Source organism: Brevundimonas sp. GW821-FHT10E09, assembly GCF_058809375.1.
This window is the reverse complement of sequence record NZ_JBXASO010000003.1, coordinates 1-17,850: the sequence shown is the minus strand read 5'-3', so window position 1 is coordinate 17,850 and position 17,850 is coordinate 1. Positions and strand designations below refer to the sequence as shown.

Here is a 17,850-nt window from a genome sequence, read left to right as displayed (position 1 = left end):
AAGGCCGGCATGAGTTTCTCGGGCATCATCGTCGCGGCCGGATCCGGTTCGCGCGCAGGCGGCGACAAACAGTGGCGCGCCCTGGGCGGCAAGCCCGTGCTGCGCTGGTCGGCTGAGGCGCTGCTGAACGCCGGCGCCGACGAGCTGGTGGTCGTGGTGGCTGCCGGCGCCGAAGACCGCGCGGCCGAAACCCTTGCCGGCCTGTCGAACTGGCGGACCGTGACGGGCGGCGGCGTCCGGGCCGCGTCGGTCAGCGCCGGTCTTGCGGCCCTCACCTGCTGCCCCGACCGACCGGTGTTGATCCATGACGCCGCCCGCCCCCTGCTGGACCGCGCCGTCATCGACCGGCTTATCGCGGCCCTGGACCATGCCGACGGCGCCCTGCCCGCCCTGCCCGTGGCCGACAGCCTGCGGCGCGGGGCAGACAGCCTGATGGCGGGCGTGGTCGAACGCGACGGCCTGTGGCGGGCCCAGACGCCTCAGGCCTTCCGGCGCGATACGATAGAAGCCGCCTACGCCGCCTGGACCGGAACCGAGGCCCCGACCGACGAAGCCGCGGTCGTCCAAGGCCACGGCGGCCGCGTCGCCCTGGTCGAGGGCGATCCCCGTCTGATGAAACTGACCTATCCCGAGGATTTCGCCATGGCCGAGGCCCTGTTGTCGCAACAGACCCGCTACCAGACCCGGATCGGCTCCGGCTATGACGTCCACCGCTGGGGTCCGGGCGGTTCGGTCTGGCTCTGCGGGATCGAGGTGCCGCATGACCAGACCCTGATCGGCCATTCCGACGCGGACGCCGGTCTGCACGCCCTGACCGACGCGCTTCTCGGCGCCATCGCCGAGGGCGACATCGGCGATCACTTCCCGCCGACCGATCCGAAGTGGAAGGGCGCGTCTTCCGACCTCTTCCTGCTGCACGCCGCCCAGCTTGTCGCCGCGCGCGGCGGTCGGATCGTCAATGTTGACGTGACCCTGATCTGCGAACGCCCCAAGGTGAAGCCGCACCGCCAGGCCATGCGCGAACGGATCGCCGGCCTTCTGGCGCTCCCGCTGGACGCCGTCAGCGTCAAGGCCACCACGACCGAGGGTCTGGGCTTCACCGGCCGGGGCGAGGGCCTGGCCGCCCAGGCGGTTGCGACGGTCGAGACGCCCGTTTCCGCCTGAACTACCGGACCGCGTACTGCATCTGGCGGACCAGGGCTCCGAACAGATTGACATAGTCGTCGGTCCACGGCCGCACCCCGGTCGCCTCCAGAGTGCGCCAGCGCGGATTCTGGCGATAGGGCGCCAGGGCCGCCTCGCTCTTGCCGACGATCAGCGCCTCGGTCGAGGATTCAGACATGGAGGCGGCGTCCCGCCGTTCGATATAGATCTGATGCAGGGCCGGCGCCTCCAGGGCCGCCGCCGCCGCCTCGGCCGGCAGGGTGATCTCCAGGTTCCGGTTCGACAGGTGCAACACCACCACCCCCTCGGGCTTCAGCAGCCGCAGATAGCCGGCGATGGCCTCGACTGTCAGCAAATGGGTCGGCACCGCATCCGACGAAAAGGCGTCGATGATCAGCAGGTCATAACTGGCCGGCGCCTCCCGTCCCATCGTCAGCCGCGCATCCCCCAGAACCGTCCGGACCGGTCCCTGGGCGCAGCCGTTGATGAAACTGAACCAGCGGGGGTCGCGCGACAGGCGATCCACCATCGGATCGATCTCGAAGAAGCTCATTCGGTCCTGGACCCGCTTGTAGGCGGCCATGGCCCCGGATCCCTGCCCCACCACGCCGATGACGGCCCCATCCGGCCGTCCGGCCTGGGTCATCAGGGCCGCCTGACCCAGTGGGGTGGAGGTGGCGTAATAGAGGGTCGGCATGCAGCGATACCGCGCCGCCTGCGCCTGGGCGCCGTGCAGGGTGGTGCCGTGCATCAGCACATGGACCGGTCCATCGAGGCCTTCGATCGGCGTGCTGGCCACCCGCATCACCCCGAAGAAGCTCCGCTCGGTCAGCACCCAGTCATAACCGCGCGCCACATGATAGCCGGACCAGACCATGGCCCCGATGACCACGGTGAACATCATCGCCCGATCCCTCAAAAGGAAGGCGAACAGGGCCGCCACGCCCAGCACCGCCTGGGCGATCCGCACCAGTTCATGGTCCGGCACGACAGCGCGGATGTCAGGCGCATAACGGACCAGGGCCAGGCCCAGCGGCCCCGCCACGGCGATCAGCACGCCGACGACGCAACAGATGATCTCCCACGATCGCATCTCGCGCCGCCCCCAGGGCCGCAACAGGCCCACGGCCACCAGGACCAGTGGATATTCCCACACCATGTCGAACACGACGGGCGCGATCAGGGCGTTGAACACCCCGCCCAGCACGCCCCCCAGCGACAGCAGCAGATAGAATTCCGTCAGCCGGCCCGGCGCGGGACGACGCTCGGCCATCCGTTGGTGGCACATCAGGGCCGTAAAGAAGAAGGCCGTAAGATTGACCCCGAAGACAAACAGCCACTCCGTCGTCCGGAACGCCGCCAGGGCGGCGCAGGCCGCCAGGGTCCCCGCCTGGATCGCCAGGGTCAGATGCAAGGGGATGATCGGCCGCGCCTGGAAGGCGATGACAAAGGTCAGCAGATAGAGCGCCAGCGGAATGACCCACAGGAAGGGCGCCGAGGCCACGTCGGTCGACAGGTGCGCCGTCACTCCCAGCATCAGACTGGAGGGCGCCGCCGCCAGCAGAATCAGCAGGCCCTTCTCGCGCCAGACGATGCGCGGTCCGGCCGCCAGCGGGGCGGGCTCGGCCGCAACAGTCTCCCGCCGACGCCAGACGACAAGGCCCAGCCCCACGACCATCAGTACGAACAGACCGTAGCCGAGGGTCCATCCCCACCGCTGCGACGACAGACTGACCAGGGGCTCGATCAGGACCGGATAGGCCAGCAGGGCCAGAAAACTGCCCAGGTTCGAGGCGGCGTAGAGCACATAGGGATCGCTGCGCCCCGCCCGCCCGGCGCTGGCCCGCGCATACCAGGCTTGCAGCAGCGGGGCGGTCGCCGACAGCACGGCGAACGGCGCCCCGAGCGACAGGGTCAGGGTCGCCAGCATCCACAGGGTCGGCGCCGAGGGATCAGGATCGCCCAGCAGGCCGCTGATCCGCAGCGGCAGGAACAAGGCCGCGATCAGCAGCAGACCCAGATGGACCGCCACCTGTCGCCGCATCGATCCGATCCGTTGCAGCAGATGGGCGTAGCCATAGCCGGCCAGCAGCGCCGTCTGAAAAAAGACCATGGCCGCATTCCACACCGACGGCGATCCCCCCAGGGTCGGCAGGATCAGCTTTGTCGCCATCGGCTGCACCACGAAGACCAGACAGGCCGAGGTGAAGACGGCGACGGCGAACAGGATCGCGGTCGCGCGGGCGGGCCGGTCGAGGGGGAGAACAGGAGCCTCGGCGACATTGGTCATGGCTCTGGTTAGAGCGGGACTCGCGGCCTATGAAAAGATCATGTTCCCCGAAGACATTCAGCGCCTGGCGCAACAGATCGTCGCAACCGCATCCACGCGGGGGCTGATGCTGGCCACCGCCGAAAGCTGCACCGGCGGTCTGGTCGCCGGCGCCCTGACCGCCGTTCCCGGCTCGTCCGCCGCCCTGGACCGGGGCTTCGTCACCTACAGCAACGACGCCAAACAGCAGATGCTGGGCGTGCCCGAGGCCACGCTGATCGCCCACGGCGCCGTGTCCGAACCGACCGCGCGGGCCATGGCCCAGGGCGCCGTCGCCCATTCGCGCGCCGCCGTCAGCGTGGCCGTCACCGGGATCGCCGGCCCCGGCGGCGGCTCGGACGACAAGCCGGTCGGACTGGTCCATTTCGCCGCTCAGGGACCCGGCGGCCTGATCCATCGCCAGGAACGATTCGGCGACATCGGCCGCGACGCGATCCGTCTGGCCAGCGTCCGGATCGCCCTGTCCCTGCTGGCCGACCGCCTGGCGTCGTGACCGACCTCCAAGAGGTTGAAGCCTCCGTCGTCGATGCGCGCGGCCACGTCTGCCCGACGCCCAGCCTTCGATTGATGAAGGCGATGGAGGGCGCTGCGCCGGGGCGTCGCTTCATCCTGCTGGCCACCGACCCGATGGCGCGGATCGACGTGCCCTTTCTGATGACCCAGAAGAACGGCCGCGTGATCGCCGCGGACGAGGTGGACGGCGTGATTCGCCTTACGGTCGAGGCGGGTTAGGAGCGCGACCGGCGACTGGCCCGCCGCTCCGACAGATCGACCACATCGGCGGGAACCGTCGGGGTTTGAGCCTTGGCGGCTGCATCGGCCTTGGCCGCAATCTCCATCTCGGTGGCGAAGGCGCCGCCGTAGAAGATGGCGTTGACGTTCCACGACAGCCAGATCAGCAGCACCACCACCGCGCCCACAGACCCGTAGGTCGCTCCCAGGGGCGCGATCTGCTCCACATAGATGGCGCAAAGCCAGGACGAGATCACCGACATCAGGGTGGCCACCAGCCCGCCGGTGATCGCCGGCAGCCAGGCGACGGGCGACCTGTGGCTCATGGCGTAGCGGTACAAAAGGGTCAGGCCGACCGCGAGGCCAAGCGCCGGCAGGAAGGCGTCCAGCGGCAGCAAACCGCCATCGAACTGGTCCGTCATCGGCGACGCCGTATGGGCCAGGATTCGGGCCGTCACCACAGCGCCTGACACGACCGTGAAAAGCGCGAAGGCGAAGACGGCGACGAAGAAGGCCAGAAGGTTGAACTTGAAGAAGCCGTGCGGCTCGGTTTCATCATGAATGAGATTAAGGCCCGCCAGCAAGGCCTTGAATCCACGATGGGCAGCATAGGCGCCGACGAACAATGCAAAGGCGCTCTGGGTCGAGATCGTCCGCGCAGAAGCATTGCTCAACCGGGCGATCTCATCGCGGAATATCGTCTGGGCCGCCCGAGGCAACAGGTCCGAAAGGGCGGCGGCCTGAGCGCTGACCTCATTGATCGACAGACCCAGCTTGTAGAAACCGATCAGAATGGCGATGGCGGGAAACACGGCCAGAAGGGCGAAGAATGACACGCCGCCGGTGTAGAGCATGACGTCACGCCCCCAGCTGCGGGTGAAGGCGCGCACCGAAAGACCGCCCCAGAATCCAGGCGCCTTCAGTACCGATCGGGTCAGGTGATCACTCAAGCCGGTTCCCACAACCGTTGAACAGGCGGCGAAACCTAGACCATTCCATCGGCAAGGAAAACACCATCCGCGCGAGCCCCACTTTTCCCCGTCGCCCCACGCCAAGACATTGCTTCGTTAAGGGACGCATCGCTATGGTCCCGCGGCCTTCAAGGGGCTATGGGCGCTGCGACGTCCGGGGGAGACGACCAACTTGGCTTTCGATGCGCGTGTATTGATCCTGGCGGCCCAGGACGGTCGGCTCGGGCCGCTGGTGGCTGGGCTGGACGCCCTCGGCTGGACCACCGTCACCGCTCGCGACCTGACGTCGGCCGAGGCTGTCTTGCAGGACTTCCCGCTGGACGCCGCCGTGGTCGATTTCGATTCGCTCACCGACGACGTCGTGGCGCGGCTGCGGTCTGCGGCCGAGCCGCGCAGTCTGCCGATCATGGTTGTCGGCGCGCCGCGCGGTTCCGTCATGGACGCGGATCTGGCCGTGACGCTGCCGCCCCACCCCGCCCAGGCGGCGCTGAGGCTGGAGCAGATGACCCGCGCCGCGATAGCCGAAGAAGAATTCCATCTGCGCCGCGCCACCTTCGCCGCTCGCGGCATTGATCTTGAGGCCGGCGGCGACGAACGGGCGCCGCTGCGCGTCCTGGCCGCCGGCGTGGCCGAGCGCCGGTTTCTGGCCCTGTCCAACGCCCTCACCGCCTCCGGCGTCGAGGTCGTCGCTGCGCCCACCCCCTACACCGCTTTCGACTATCTGCACGAAAGTCCGTTCGACGCCGCCGTCCTGTGGGGCGCCAAGGACCACGCCCCGGCCCTGTCGATCGCCTCGGGCATGAAGCGCAACACCCGCCTCTACCACATTCCCCTGATGCTCTATCTCCGGGACGGCAACGAGATCGGTCTCGACGAACTGTTCAATCGGGGCTTCGCCGACGTCGCCACCGCCGACACGCCCGAGGATGAGACGGCCGAGCGGCTTCTGGCCCTGGCGGGGTCTCACCGACGTCATCTGACCATTCGCAAGGCTCTGGATTCGGTCCGGGCGCTGGCGGAAATGGACGCCTCGACCGGCCTGTTCACGCCTGAATTGTTCGCCGCCCATCTGGCGCGCGTCGCCGACGCCTCACGCGCCCGTCGCCGCCCCCTGTCGGTCTGCGTGCTGCGCGTGAAGGAGAACGAGGCCGTGGCCGGGGCGCGGCAGGGCGGCTGGCTGGATCGGGCCATGCCTCAGATCGGCGCCATGGTCTCGCGGCTGGTCCGGGTCGAGGACACGCCCGCCCGCCTGGCCAAGGAAGTCTTCGCCCTGGCCCTGCCGGCGACCCGGGGCGAGGCCGCACGCCTGGCGGCGGAGCGCATCGCCGCCGTCATCGGCTGCACCGCCTTCGACGCCGGTCCCGACCGCTCCCCCTTCGTCGCCGAATTCGACGTGGGCGCCGCCGAGATGCAGCCGAACGAAAGCGCCGCCGCCCTGCTGGAACGCGCCTCCGCCGATCTGTTCGACAAGACGCGGTAGGAGTCGACTGTATGCCTGATGTTCCGACGATGTGCGGAATGCTAGCTGTTTACCGCCAGACAAAATAGAATAAGCGCCCCGCACCTGCCTAGAAGAGAGAAGTCATGATAGCAGCAGCTGCACTAGCAATCCTACTTCAGGCACATCCCGCGAGCGAAGCCCCTACTTCGTTTGCTGAACTCGGACATCTCCGAGGCTGGTTTAGTACCTGTGCGGCCTATGGATGGCGATTGAATGAGCAGCAGTTGCAGCGTTGGCAATCGGCTCTCATCCTGCAAGACACCATAGCAATCCCACAAGGTGAAGATCCTATAGCAGTCATGGAAGCGAGCACTGATCAGTTCGAGGCGGACCTCATCCGCTCATTCCGAGCTAGCGCAAAGTCTAGAACCGAACTGCGTGCATGGGCCGACCGCATTCGCAGCGGGTGCGATAGTGCGGCAGAGAATTTCTCATCTGTGTTGTCCCGGACGCCACAAACTGACGCCAAATGGAACGAGTTTGTCCAAACGGCTGAAAGCAAAATCCCACAACGCTGAACGCCGACGTCCGGTTGATAGAACGCACTGCGGCGGGGCCTACGCCCCCGCCACCCGCGCCAGATCGGCCGTGATCCGCTCCGCCACCTTCAGCCGCTCTTCCGCCGTCGGCCAGTCGCCCGACACCACGATCTTCTGATCTGGCCGGATCTTCCAGAAGGCCTGGTTCTTCTGAATCAGTCCAACCAATCCAATGGGATTGGGGAAGCTGTTGTCGCGCAGGGTCAGCACCGCGCCCCTCGGCCCGATGTCGATCTTTTCGATACAGGCCCGACGGCAGTTCGACTTGATGCCGACGATCTTCAGAAGCTGCTGCGCCTCGTCCGGCAGGGGGCCGAACCGGTCGATCAGTTCGGCGGCCAGGGCTTCGCGATCCTCGGCCTGTTCCGCGTCGGACAGGCGGCGATACAGGCTGAGACGGACGTTCAGGTCCGGGACGTATTCCTCTGGAATCAGGACGGAAGCCCCGACGTTGATCGACGGCGACCAGCCACGATCCACATTGGCCCCCTCGCCCTTCTCGCGCAGCTCGGCGACCGCGTCTTCCAGCATCTGCTGGTACAGTTCGACGCCGACCTCGCGGATATGGCCCGACTGTTCGTCGCCCAGAAGATTGCCGCCGCCGCGCTGGTCCAGGTCGTGGCTGGCCAGCTGGAAGCCGGCGCCTAGATTGTCCAGCGACTGCAAGACCTGCAACCGCCGCTCGGCCGACAGGGTCATCGGCTTCACCGCGTCCGTGGTCAGATAGGCGAAGGCCCGCGCCTTGGAGCGGCCGACCCGGCCCCGGATCTGATACAGCTGCGCCAGGCCGAACATGTCGGCGCGGTGCACGACCAGCGTATTGGCCGTCGGAATATCCAGCCCGCTCTCGACGATGGTGGTCGAGACCAGCACGTCGTACTCCCCCTCGTAGAAGGCGCTCATCACCTCCTCCAGCTGGGTCGCCGACATCTGGCCGTGGCCGACGACGAACTTCACCTCGGGCACCTGCTCGCGCAGGAATTTCTCGATGGCGGGCAGGTCCTTCAGGCGCGGCGCGACATAATAGGCCTGACCCCCGCGATATTTCTCGCGCAGCAGGGCCTCGCGCACCAGCACCGGATCCCACGGCGTCACATAGGTCCGCACCGCCAGACGATCGACCGGCGGGGTGGCGATGATCGACATCTCGCGAATGCCCGACAGGGCCATTTGCAGAGTGCGCGGGATCGGCGTGGCGGTCAGGGTCAGCAGGTGAACGTCGGCGCGCAGCGACTTCAGCTTCTCCTTGTGCTTGACGCCGAAATGCTGCTCCTCGTCGACGATGACCAGGCCCAGGTCGCGGAAGCCGACCTGTTCGGACAGCACCGCATGGGTGCCGACGACGATCTCCACCGAGCCGTCCTTCAGCCCCGCCCGCGTCTCTGACGCCTCCTTGGACCCGACCATCCGCGACAGCTGCCGCACCTTGACCGGCCAGCCGGCGAACCGTTCGGTGAAGGTCTTGTAGTGCTGACGCGCCAACAGGGTCGTCGGCGCCACAATGGCCACCTGCTGCCCCGTCATGGCCACGACGAAGGCGGCCCGCAGCGCCACCTCCGTCTTGCCGAAGCCGACGTCGCCGCAGATCAGACGATCCATCGGCGTGCCCTTGCCCAGATCCTCCAGCACGTCGCCGATGGCGTTCAGCTGGTCGTCCGTCTCCTCATAGGGGAAGCGGGCGCAGAATTCGGCGAACAGGCCCGGCGGCGGCACGACCGCGTCGGTCTCGCGCAGCGCCCGCTTGGCGGCGAGCGCAATAAGCCCCTCGGCCATGGCCCGCAGGCGCTCCTTGGCCTTTGACTTGCGCGCCTGCCAGCCGGCGCCGCCCAGCTTGTCCAGCTGCACCCCATCGGCGTCCGTGCCGTACCGGGTCAGAAGATCAATGTTTTCAACCGGCAGATAGAGTTTGCTCTCACCGGCGTACAACAGCTCCAGGCAGTCGTGCGGCGCCTGCTGGATCTCCAGCGTCTTCAACCCCTCATACCGCCCGATACCGTGATCCAGGTGCACCACCAGGTCGCCAGTGGTCAGGGCCGAGGCCTCGGCCAGGAAGTTCGAGGCCCGCCGCTTCTTGCGCGGCCGCGCCAGTCGGTCGCCCAGGATGTCGGTCTCGGAAATGACCGCGACATCATCCGTCGCAAACCCATGCTCGACCGGCAGGACGCCGCGCAGATACAGATCCTTCGGCGCGGCCAGCGCGTCAGCCCAGTCGCGCACGGCGACGATATGATCCAGGCCGTGGTCGGCCAGCATGGTCGCCAGCCGCTCAGACGAGCCTTCGGTCCACGAGGCGAACAGCACCCGCTTGCCGTCGGCCTTCAGCGCCGCCGCATGGGCCGCCACCGCCTCGAACAGGTTGACGCTGTCCTGCGACCGCTCGGCCGCAAAGGTCCGGCCCAGCCGGCCGCCGGCGTCCTCGCCGCCGCCCGAGAACGGCGTAAACCGCCGCACGGCCCGCCCCGCCAGGGCCTGGTTCCAGTCGCCGGCGTCCAGATACAGCGACCGGGGCGGCAGGGCGCGATTGGCCGCCGCGTGCCCTTTGGTTTTCGACGCTTCCGTCCGCCCCTCATAGGCGTCAGCGATCAGGTCCCACCGCTCGGCCCGCGCGCTCTCGGCCTGATTGTCGAGGAAGATCTGCGCCTGATCCGGCAGATAGTCGAACAGCGAATCCAGCGTCTCGTAGAACAGCGGCAGCCACTGCTCCATCCCCTGACGCCGCGCGCCCTCGCTGATGGTCGCATACAGGGGATCGTCGCCCGGCGCCCCGAACAGCTTCAGATAGCCAGTGCGGAAGCGCGAAATCGCCTCCGCATCCAGCAACGCCTCCGACACGGGCGCCAGCGACACCGCCGTCATCTGACCCGTCGATCTCTGGGTCTCGGGATCGAAGGTGCGGATCGACTCAAGTTCCGATCCGAACATGTCCAGCCGCACCGGCTCCTCGAAGCCCGGCGGGTACACATCCACCACCCCGCCCCGCACGGCGAACTCGCCCCGCTCCGACACGGTCGAGGCCCGGACATAGCCGTTGGCGGCGAAATACCGCTCCAGCGCCTGGATATCCAGATCGCGCCCCACCTTGGTCTCGAACCCCGCCTGGGTCGTCACCGACCTGGGCGGCGTCCTCTGCATGGCCGCGCCGACGGTCGTGACCACCAGAACCGGCGCGTCCCCCGTCTTGCGCTGGGCCAGCCGCGTCAGGGTCGCCATCCGCTGGGCGGCGATCCCCGCCGTCGGGCTCAGCCGGTCATAGGGCAGGCAGTCCCAGGCCGGATATTCAAGAATTTCGATATCTTGCGAGAAGAAGCGGAACGCCTGAACAAACCCGCCCGACCGCTGATAATCGCGCGCCACGAAGACGCCGACCCCGCCGCTGGCCTTGATCCGCTCGGCGACGACCAGGGCGTCCAGCCCCTCGGGCGCCCCGCCCAGATCAGCGTCGGTGCGGTGCTGCACAGTGACCTGTTGATCCATCAGCCGATGCCCTTGCCGACCTCTGCGGCCACATGCTCGCGCATGAAGGCGCGGACCTTGGCCATCACCGGCGTCTCGAACTCGGGCGGCGTCGGGTCACGTTCGATGATCCAGCCGTAGAGCCACTGATCCTCCTCGTCGATCAGCAGCTCGAGCTGGTCCAGTTCAGCGTCCGTCAGGGTCGGCGCCACCTGGTCCGAGAAGGGGCCCAGCACCATATCGGCCTCGCGGAAGCCGCGCCGCCAGGACCGGAACTGGATTCGGCCCAGCCGCTGTTTGCGCTCCAGGGCCGCCTGGTCGCCACTGTCGTCTTGGGGATGCGCGTCGATGTCGGTCACAAGGATCCTTGCCCGTTGAATATGCCAGGTGCGCTCAAGCAGAGAGCCGCCGCGCGGCGCGCGATCGCGCACCCGGAATGGAAGAAGCGCAGATAGCCTTCCTGAACGGACTTCGCCACCCGTCATGGTCACGCTATGTTCCCGGCGATGCGTCCGCAGATTCTCTTTCCCCTGTTCGCCGAGGTCTCCAGCCTGAAGGGCGTGGGCCCCCGCATCCTGCCCCTGGTGCATAAGGTGGCGGGGCCGCTGGTGCGCGATCTGGTCTTCCTCAGCCCCTCGGGCGTCATCGTGCGCCGGCCCATGGAGGCCGCGACCGCCGTGGACGGCGAGGTCGGGATCTTCGAGATCGTCATCGACCGCCTGTTCGTCCCCAGCCGCCCCGGCGCCCCGCTGAAGGTCCGCGCCAGCGACGCGACCGGCTTCGTTCACCTGGTCTGGTTCGGCGGCTCGCCCCAGCATATCGACCGGCTGCTGCCGCGCGGCGAGACCCGGCTGGTCTCGGGCAAGGTCGAACGCTTCAACGGCGAGGTCCAGATCGTCCACCCGGACATCGTCACCCTGGACAAGGCCGCCGACATCCCGGCCTCCGAACCCGTCTATCCGGCGACCCAGGGCTTGACCTCGCGCCAGCTGCGCAAACTGGTCCAGGCCGCCCTGCCCGCCGCCCCCGACCTGCCGGAATGGCAGGACCCCGCCTGGCTGAAGAAGCAGAACTGGCTGTCCTGGCGCGCCGCCCTGGACGCCCTGCACGCCCCGGCGGGCGAGCTGGACCTGACGCCCGACGCCCCCGCCCGCCAGCGCCTGGCCTATGACGAATTCCTGGCCCATCAGCTGGCCCTGGCCCGCCGCCGTCGCGCCCGCGAGATCAAGCCCTCGCCCGTCATCGCCCCCGGCTCCGCCTCAGACCACCTGCTCCAGGCCCTGCCCTTCACCCTGACCAACGCCCAGGCCCAGGCCGTCGCCGAAATCCGCCGCGACCTGGCCTCCGGCAAACAGATGGGCCGGCTGCTTCAGGGCGACGTCGGCTCGGGCAAGACCGCCGTCGCAGCCCTGGCCCTGGCCGACGCGGCCTCCAGCGGCTTCCAGTCCGCTTTGATGGCCCCGACCGAAATCCTGGCCCGCCAGCACTACGAGAAACTCGGCCCCCTGCTGGAGGCGGCCGGCGTCGCCTCCGTCCTGCTCACCGGCCGCGACACCAACGGCCAGCGGCGCGAGAAACTGGCAGCCCTGGCCTCCGGTCACGCCCAGGTCGCCATCGGCACCCACGCCCTGTTCCAGGACGCCGTCCGCTTCGACCGCCTGGCCCTGGCCGTCATCGACGAACAGCACCGGTTCGGCGTCAGCGAGCGCCAGCGGCTCCAGGCCAAGGGTGATCCGCGCCTCGGCGCCGTCCACCTGCTGACCATGTCGGCCACCCCCATCCCCCGCACGCTTGAGCTGACCCAGTACGGCGAGCTGGAGGTCAGTCGCCTGATGGAGAAACCGCCCGGCCGCACCCCCGTCACCACCGCCGTCGTCCCCCTGGCCCGCATCGGCGAGGTCGCCGCCCGGCTGAAGACGGCGCTGGACGCCGGCGCCCAGGCCTATTGGATCTGCCCCCTGGTCGCCGAATCCGAAGCCATCGACCTCGCCGCCGCCGTCGACCGCGCCGACGACCTGCGCCGCCTGCTGGGGGTCGAGGTCGGCCTGGCCCACGGCCAGATGCCCGGCGCCGAGCGCGAAGCCGTCATGGCCGACTTCGCCGACGGCCGCCTCCCCCTGCTGGTCGCCACCACCGTGGTCGAGGTCGGGGTGGACGTGCCCAACGCCTCCATCATGGTCATCGAACACGCCGACCGCTTCGGCCTGGCCCAGTTGCACCAGTTGCGCGGCCGCGTCGGTCGCGGCTCGAAGGCCAGTTCCTGCATCCTGCTGTACGGCGGCCAGGACGGCGCTCTCGGAGAAACCGCCAAGGAACGCCTCGAGACCCTGCGCCGCACCGAGGACGGCTTCGTCATCGCCGAGGAAGACTTCCGCCTGCGCGGCGGCGGCGACCCCCTGGGCCTGAAACAGAGCGGCTTCCCCGCCTACCGTTTCGCCGACCCGATCCGCCACCGGTCCCTGATGCTGGCCGCCGCCGACGACGCCCGCCTGATCCTCAACCGCGACCCCGACCTGGCGTCCGAACGCGGTCAGGCGGTTCAGGTGCTGGAGGAGTTGTTCGACTGGAAGGGCCACAAGTCGGGAGCGGATTGAAGGGGACGCCCACGCCCACGTCCGTCATCCTGGGCCTTGCGCCTAGGATCCAAAGACTCGACCGGCTAGAACGCCCCGGATGTTGCGCCTGTCAGAACTCAAACTGCCCCTCGACCACCCGCCGGAGGCCTTGCCCGCCGCGATCGCCGCCCGCCTGGGCGTGCCGCCGCACGATCTTATCTCCTGGTCGATATGGAAGCGGGCGCACGACGCCCGCAGAAAATCCGCGATTCTGAAAGTCTACATCCTCGACGTCGAGGTGAGGGATGAAGCGGCGGTGCTGGCCCGCCTTGCGGACGACGTCCACGTGGCGCCGACGCCGGACGTCGCCTATCGCCCGGTCGCGGTTGCGCCCAGGACCGAGCGCCTGCGGCCGGTCGTAATCGGGGCCGGGCCGTGCGGCCTGTTCGCCGGGCTGATCCTGGCCGAGATGGGGTTTAAGCCGATCATCCTCGACCGCGGCAAGGTGGTTCGGCAGCGGACCAAGGACACCTGGGGCCTGTGGCGGAGCAGCAAGTTGGACCCGGAATCCAACGTGCAGTTCGGCGAGGGCGGCGCGGGCACCTTCTCCGACGGCAAGCTCTACAGCCAGATCAAGGATCCGCGTTTCCTGGCCCGCAAGGTGTTGACCGAATTCGTCGCGGCCGGGGCGCCGGAGGAAATCCTCACCGAGGCCCACCCGCACATCGGCACCTTCCGCCTGGTGACCATGGTCGAGGCCATGCGCGAGAAGATCGAACGGCTGGGCGGCGAGTACCGCTTCGAGCACCGGGTCACGGACATCGATCTCGACAAGGGCGCCCTCCGGGGCGTGCGCCTGCACACCGGCGAGACGCTGGAGGCCGACCACGTCGTCTTCGCCATCGGCCATTCGTCGCGCGACACCTTCCAGACCCTCTACGACCGCGGCGTCCATATCGAGGCCAAGCCGTTCTCGATCGGCTTCCGCATCGAGCATCCGCAGTCGTGGATCGACCGGGCCATGTTCGGCCCCTGCGCCGGCCACCCTGATCTGGGCGCGGCGGCCTATACGCTCTCGCACCACTGCTCGAACGGCCGCACCGTCTACAGCTTCTGCATGTGCCCGGGCGGCACCGTGGTCGCGGCCACCAGCGAGCCCGGCCGCGTCGTGACCAACGGCATGAGCCAGTATTCGCGCAACGAGCGCAACGCCAACTCCGGCTTCGTGGTCGGCATCTCGCCCGAGGATTACGGGAGCGACCACCCGCTGGCCGGCATCGAACTGCAACGGGATCTGGAGACCCGCGCCTATGCGGCCGGCGGCGGGGACTATTTCGCGCCGGGCCAGCTGGTCGGCGACTTCCTGGCGGGCCGCCCCTCGACCGCGCTGGGCGAGGTCGTCCCCAGCTACAAACCGGGCGTCCGCCCGACCGACCTGGCGCCCCTGATGCCCGACTATGTGATCGCCGCCATGCGCGAGGCCCTGCCCGTCTTCGGCCGCAAGATCGCCCGCTACGACGACGCCCAGGCGGTTCTGACGGGGGTCGAAACCCGCAGTTCATCCCCGATCCGAATGACCCGCGGCGCCGACTTCCAGAGCCTGAACGTGCGCGGCCTCTTCCCTGCCGGCGAAGGCGCCGGCTACGCCGGCGGCATCCTGTCGGCCGCCGTCGACGGCATCAAGGTGGCCGAAGCCGTCGCCCGGTCGATGGTGGCGGAGGGGACGGCGTAAATCGGTCGAACACAGACAGCGCCCACCGTCAGTTTTTGGACGCCCTTGGCCGGCTGCTACTGGAGCTTAGCAGCCGCGATCGTGCGACAATCCGGACCTCGTCAGAGGGCGCTGATCGGCTTTCCGGTCGCTAGCCTAAGACGGCTCCCGACTGAGGCTGTGTGAAAACGCCTTGGTATGGAGCGAATTAGGGTAGCCTCCTGAGGTCAGCAGGAGGTGGGTATGAGCCGCTTCGTTCAGGGTGCAGATCGCCGGCAGCCGACGCTGCTTCCCGAATGTCTCGACGACTATGTGGCCGAGGACAATCCAGTCCGGGTGGTCGACGTCTTCGTCGATGAATTGGACCTGAAGGGCCTGGGCTTCGAGGGGATGACGCCGGCGGCGACGGGCCGACCGGCCTATCACCCGGCCATGCTGCTGAAGCTCTACGTCTACGGCTATCTGAACAAGGTGCAGTCGAGCCGGCGGCTGGAGCGCGAGGCGCAGCGCAACGTCGAGCTGATGTGGCTGACGGGGCGGCTGGCGCCGGATCACAAAACCATCGCCGACTTCCGCCGCGAGAACGCCTCGGCGATCCAGGCGGCCTGCGCCCGGTTCGTGGTGCTGTGTCGTCAGCTGGGCCTGTTCGGATCGGCGCTGGTCGCCATCGATGGCTCAAAGTTCAAAGCCGTGAACACGCGCGACAAGAATTTCACCGCCTACAAGGTCAAGCGACGGATCGAACAGGTCGCCGAGCACATCGCCGGCTATCTCCAGGACCTGGACACGGCCGATCGCCATGAGGGCGAGGCCGTTGAGGCGCGGTCGGGTCGGCTGATCGAGAAGATTGATCGGCTACGCGCCCAGATGGCGATGCTGAAGGTCATGGAGGCCGAGGTTGAGGCGGCGCCTGATGGCCAGGTCTCCCTGACGGATCCTGACGCCCGCGCCATGGCGACGTCGGGTCGTGGCAGCGGGATCGTCGGCTACAACGTCCAGTCCGCCGTCGAGGGCGAACACCACCTGATCGTCGCCCACGAGGTGATCATGACCGGCTCCGACCGGCAGCAGCTGGCGAACATGGCCGGTCAGGCCAAGGACGCCATGGGCGTGGACGCGCTCGATGTGCTGGCGGACCGGGGCTACTTCTCCGGCGAGGAAATCCTGGCCTGCGAGGCCTTGGGCGCGACGCCCTTCGTGCCAAAGACCCTGACGTCAGGCGCAAAGGCGAATGGACGCTTCGGCAAGCAGGACTTCGTCTATCTGCCTGATCAAGACGTCTACCGCTGCCCGGCCGGCTCCCTGCTTCCGTACCACATGACCGTCGTCGAGAAGGGCATGACGCTGCATCGATACTGGGATCGGGCCAGTTGCACAGGCTGTAGCATCAAGGCTCAGTGCACGCCTGCGGTCGAACGAAAGGTCACGCGGTGGGAGCATGAAGCGGTGATCGATGCGCTCCAGGCCCGGATGGACCTGAGGCCTCGAGCCATGCGCGAACGGCGAAGCCTGGTCGAACACCCGTTCGGCACGATCAAAGCCTGGATGGGCCACACCCACTTCCTGATGAAGCGCCTGCCCAACGTGAAGACCGAGATCAGCCTCCACATCCTGGCCTACAACATGAAGCGGGTGATGGCTGTGCTGGGGACCAAGCCGTTGATGGAGGCGATCAGGGCCTGAGCAGGAGGCGTCCTGCGCTTCGTCTCAACCTCCGCCCCGCCGTCGCTCAGCACGTTTTTACACGGCCTCGACCCATTGCGGACCCACCGACGGCTATCAACTGGCCCACATGATGCGAGCCATCCCGCTATTCCTTGGGCTTCTCCAGCTTCATCCTTCCAGCGTCGGCACGGGAATCCATCGACCTTGCAGCCAGAGTGGTCGCGCCTGGAATGAAGTCATGTCATTCGCACTGATGACGAGCCGGTGACCACTAATCGTCCGAACCTCTAGCCAGAGGTAGGGCCGGCGCAGGAGAAAGCCAGCCACGCGGCTGTACCAGGGCGCTCCTAGCACGGCTTGGTCGGCGATAGATTTGGCCAACGGGAATGACGTCACGCCAGCAGTAGTGACCCGGAGCGGGAAGTTGCCATCCGTTATGTCCGGATAGCTGAAAGCGTAGCGAGCCGCTTCGGTGCGTATCAGGACTCCCTTCAGCAAGCTCGCCTGGACCAAGAACGCCGGGACGGAGGATCGATTCTGGATCGCCAAGAACGGCTCTTCTGTCATCGGGCCAGCGTCGTAATCCCACTGCCATGTGATGGCCGCGTCGAGCAGCTCTTTCGATTGCAGTCGGAATGCTCTGAGGCTGAAATGTGTGGCAATAAGCGGAGTGAGCACTAGTGTCAGAATGGTTAGAAACAGCGGGTTGCTCACCACGCTCTGCGCCAATCGCAGCGCTTCATTCAGGTCCATTATATCCCCCGGTCCTCGCCAATACCCAGCATGTCCGCTTGACGTCTGTGTCCAAGGACAGTGGTTGCCAGCTAAGCTAGCTGATATCCGCCAGCCACCGCTAGCGGTCGCTCAAGACGACGGGCGGTGGCCGAGGGTTGGTCTCGCGCCGAGGAGCTATCCGATCTCGATCCATTGCACAGTGGCACCGCTCGGCCATCAACAGCCCCCGCTTAGATGGAGATGGTGCTGTTCAGCCTCGACGCTCGCCCAATCGCACCAGCCGGTGATCATGGCATGAGCCTGATAGAGCCGATCAAGGTCGACGCTGACGCCCCGGTGCGCTTTGCCTTTCAGGTCGGTCGGGTATCGCCACCGGTCGGCGCGTTCATCCAATTTTTGAAACTCGACGACCAACCGCTGTGGATCGGCGTGGAAAAGGGACCCCGTTAGCGGTGTGATCGGCGTCGAATAAGGACCCCTCATTCCTGAGGTCTA

Annotated in this window: 13 protein-coding genes; 8 read left to right on the top strand and 5 right to left on the bottom strand. The window is 67.4% G+C overall.

From position 1 onward, the window contains the following. Positions 1 to 9: 9 nt before the first annotated feature. On the top strand, positions 10 to 1,164 hold the full coding sequence (locus AC1RSI_RS03415; protein WP_154725518.1) for a bifunctional 2-C-methyl-D-erythritol 4-phosphate cytidylyltransferase/2-C-methyl-D-erythritol 2,4-cyclodiphosphate synthase: 1,155 nt from the start codon (positions 10 to 12) through the stop codon (positions 1,162 to 1,164). A 1-nt stretch (position 1,165) separates the two neighbouring features. Here the strand turns inward: AC1RSI_RS03415 and AC1RSI_RS03410 are convergent, their stop codons facing one another. Then, the gene (locus AC1RSI_RS03410; protein WP_154725519.1) at positions 1,166 to 3,454 is read right to left on the bottom strand and encodes a spermidine synthase; all 2,289 of its coding nucleotides are present in this window, start codon (positions 3,452 to 3,454) and stop codon (positions 1,166 to 1,168) included. Here AC1RSI_RS03410 and AC1RSI_RS03405 point away from each other — a divergent pair. Continuing rightward, positions 3,453 to 3,986, top strand: coding sequence for a CinA family protein (locus AC1RSI_RS03405; protein WP_447941522.1), 534 nt, complete (start codon positions 3,453 to 3,455; stop codon positions 3,984 to 3,986). The two genes, AC1RSI_RS03410 and AC1RSI_RS03405, sit on opposite strands and share 2 nt — an antisense overlap. Continuing rightward, complete coding sequence (locus AC1RSI_RS03400; RefSeq protein ID WP_008260929.1) at positions 3,983 to 4,225, top strand: sulfurtransferase TusA family protein; 243 nt, start codon at positions 3,983 to 3,985, stop codon at positions 4,223 to 4,225. Before AC1RSI_RS03405 ends, AC1RSI_RS03400 begins: the two co-directional genes overlap by 4 nt. On the opposite strand, the gene AC1RSI_RS03395 is transcribed toward AC1RSI_RS03400, so the two are convergent. Beyond that, entirely contained in the window at positions 4,222 to 5,175 is a 954-nt protein-coding gene (locus tag AC1RSI_RS03395; protein ID WP_196066323.1) for a YihY/virulence factor BrkB family protein, read from the bottom strand. The genes AC1RSI_RS03400 and AC1RSI_RS03395 overlap by 4 nt on opposite strands. A gap of 193 nt (positions 5,176 to 5,368) precedes the next feature. Here AC1RSI_RS03395 and AC1RSI_RS03390 point away from each other — a divergent pair, with 193 nt between their 5' ends. Further along, positions 5,369 to 6,676, top strand: coding sequence for a diguanylate cyclase domain-containing protein (locus tag AC1RSI_RS03390; protein ID WP_196066324.1), 1,308 nt, complete (start codon positions 5,369 to 5,371; stop codon positions 6,674 to 6,676). 578 nt (positions 6,677 to 7,254) lie between these two features. Here AC1RSI_RS03390 and mfd read toward each other — a convergent pair. Together mfd and AC1RSI_RS03380 are read right to left on the bottom strand one after the other, a co-directional pair. Continuing rightward, positions 7,255 to 10,710: a transcription-repair coupling factor gene (gene mfd, locus AC1RSI_RS03385; protein ID WP_052004772.1), complete on the bottom strand. Its 3,456-nt coding sequence runs from the start codon at positions 10,708 to 10,710 to the stop codon at positions 7,255 to 7,257. Next, positions 10,710 to 11,048: an FAD assembly factor SdhE gene (locus tag AC1RSI_RS03380; RefSeq protein WP_035306301.1), complete on the bottom strand. Its 339-nt coding sequence runs from the start codon at positions 11,046 to 11,048 to the stop codon at positions 10,710 to 10,712. Before AC1RSI_RS03380 ends, mfd begins: the two co-directional genes overlap by 1 nt. A gap of 147 nt (positions 11,049 to 11,195) precedes the next feature. Here AC1RSI_RS03380 and recG point away from each other — a divergent pair, with 147 nt between their 5' ends. The 3 genes from recG (at position 11,196) to AC1RSI_RS03365 (ending at position 16,638) form a co-directional block, all read left to right on the top strand. Then, positions 11,196 to 13,283 (top strand): ATP-dependent DNA helicase RecG, encoded by a 2,088-nt coding sequence (gene recG, locus AC1RSI_RS03375; RefSeq protein ID WP_447941523.1) that lies wholly within the window; start codon positions 11,196 to 11,198, stop codon positions 13,281 to 13,283. Positions 13,284 to 13,362: 79 nt separating this feature from the next. Further along, on the top strand, positions 13,363 to 14,976 hold the full coding sequence (locus AC1RSI_RS03370; RefSeq protein ID WP_154726170.1) for an NAD(P)/FAD-dependent oxidoreductase: 1,614 nt from the start codon (positions 13,363 to 13,365) through the stop codon (positions 14,974 to 14,976). A 222-nt stretch (positions 14,977 to 15,198) separates the two neighbouring features. Next, positions 15,199 to 16,638: an IS1182 family transposase gene (locus tag AC1RSI_RS03365; RefSeq protein WP_230307624.1), complete on the top strand. Its 1,440-nt coding sequence runs from the start codon at positions 15,199 to 15,201 to the stop codon at positions 16,636 to 16,638. Between the two features lie 150 nt (positions 16,639 to 16,788). Here AC1RSI_RS03365 and AC1RSI_RS03360 read toward each other — a convergent pair whose 3' ends face one another. Beyond that, positions 16,789 to 17,373 (bottom strand): hypothetical protein, encoded by a 585-nt coding sequence (locus tag AC1RSI_RS03360; RefSeq protein WP_154726172.1) that lies wholly within the window; start codon positions 17,371 to 17,373, stop codon positions 16,789 to 16,791. Positions 17,374 to 17,595: 222 nt separating this feature from the next. On the opposite strand from AC1RSI_RS03360, the gene AC1RSI_RS03355 reads away from it, so the two are divergent. Continuing rightward, entirely contained in the window at positions 17,596 to 17,805 is a 210-nt protein-coding gene (locus AC1RSI_RS03355; protein ID WP_447941525.1) for a hypothetical protein, read from the top strand. Positions 17,806 to 17,850: the final 45 nt, after the last annotated feature.

Bases quoted from the DNA above. Each gene is read 5' to 3' on its own strand.
- AC1RSI_RS03410 (WP_154725519.1), bottom strand. From the start codon at position 3,454: ATGACCAATGTCGCCGAGGCTCCTGTTCTCCCCCTCGACCGGCCCGCC.
- AC1RSI_RS03370 (WP_154726170.1), top strand. From the start codon at position 13,363: ATGTTGCGCCTGTCAGAACTCAAACTGCCCCTCGACCACCCGCCGGAG.
- AC1RSI_RS03365 (WP_230307624.1), top strand. From the start codon at position 15,199: ATGAGCCGCTTCGTTCAGGGTGCAGATCGCCGGCAGCCGACGCTGCTT.
- mfd (WP_052004772.1), bottom strand. From the start codon at position 10,710: ATGGATCAACAGGTCACTGTGCAGCACCGCACCGACGCTGATCTGGGC.
- AC1RSI_RS03360 (WP_154726172.1), bottom strand. From the start codon at position 17,373: ATGGACCTGAATGAAGCGCTGCGATTGGCGCAGAGCGTGGTGAGCAAC.
- AC1RSI_RS03355 (WP_447941525.1), top strand. From the start codon at position 17,596: ATGGTGCTGTTCAGCCTCGACGCTCGCCCAATCGCACCAGCCGGTGAT.
- AC1RSI_RS03415 (WP_154725518.1), top strand. From the start codon at position 10: ATGAGTTTCTCGGGCATCATCGTCGCGGCCGGATCCGGTTCGCGCGCA.
- AC1RSI_RS03405 (WP_447941522.1), top strand. From the start codon at position 3,453: ATGGCTCTGGTTAGAGCGGGACTCGCGGCCTATGAAAAGATCATGTTC.
- recG (WP_447941523.1), top strand. From the start codon at position 11,196: ATGCGTCCGCAGATTCTCTTTCCCCTGTTCGCCGAGGTCTCCAGCCTG.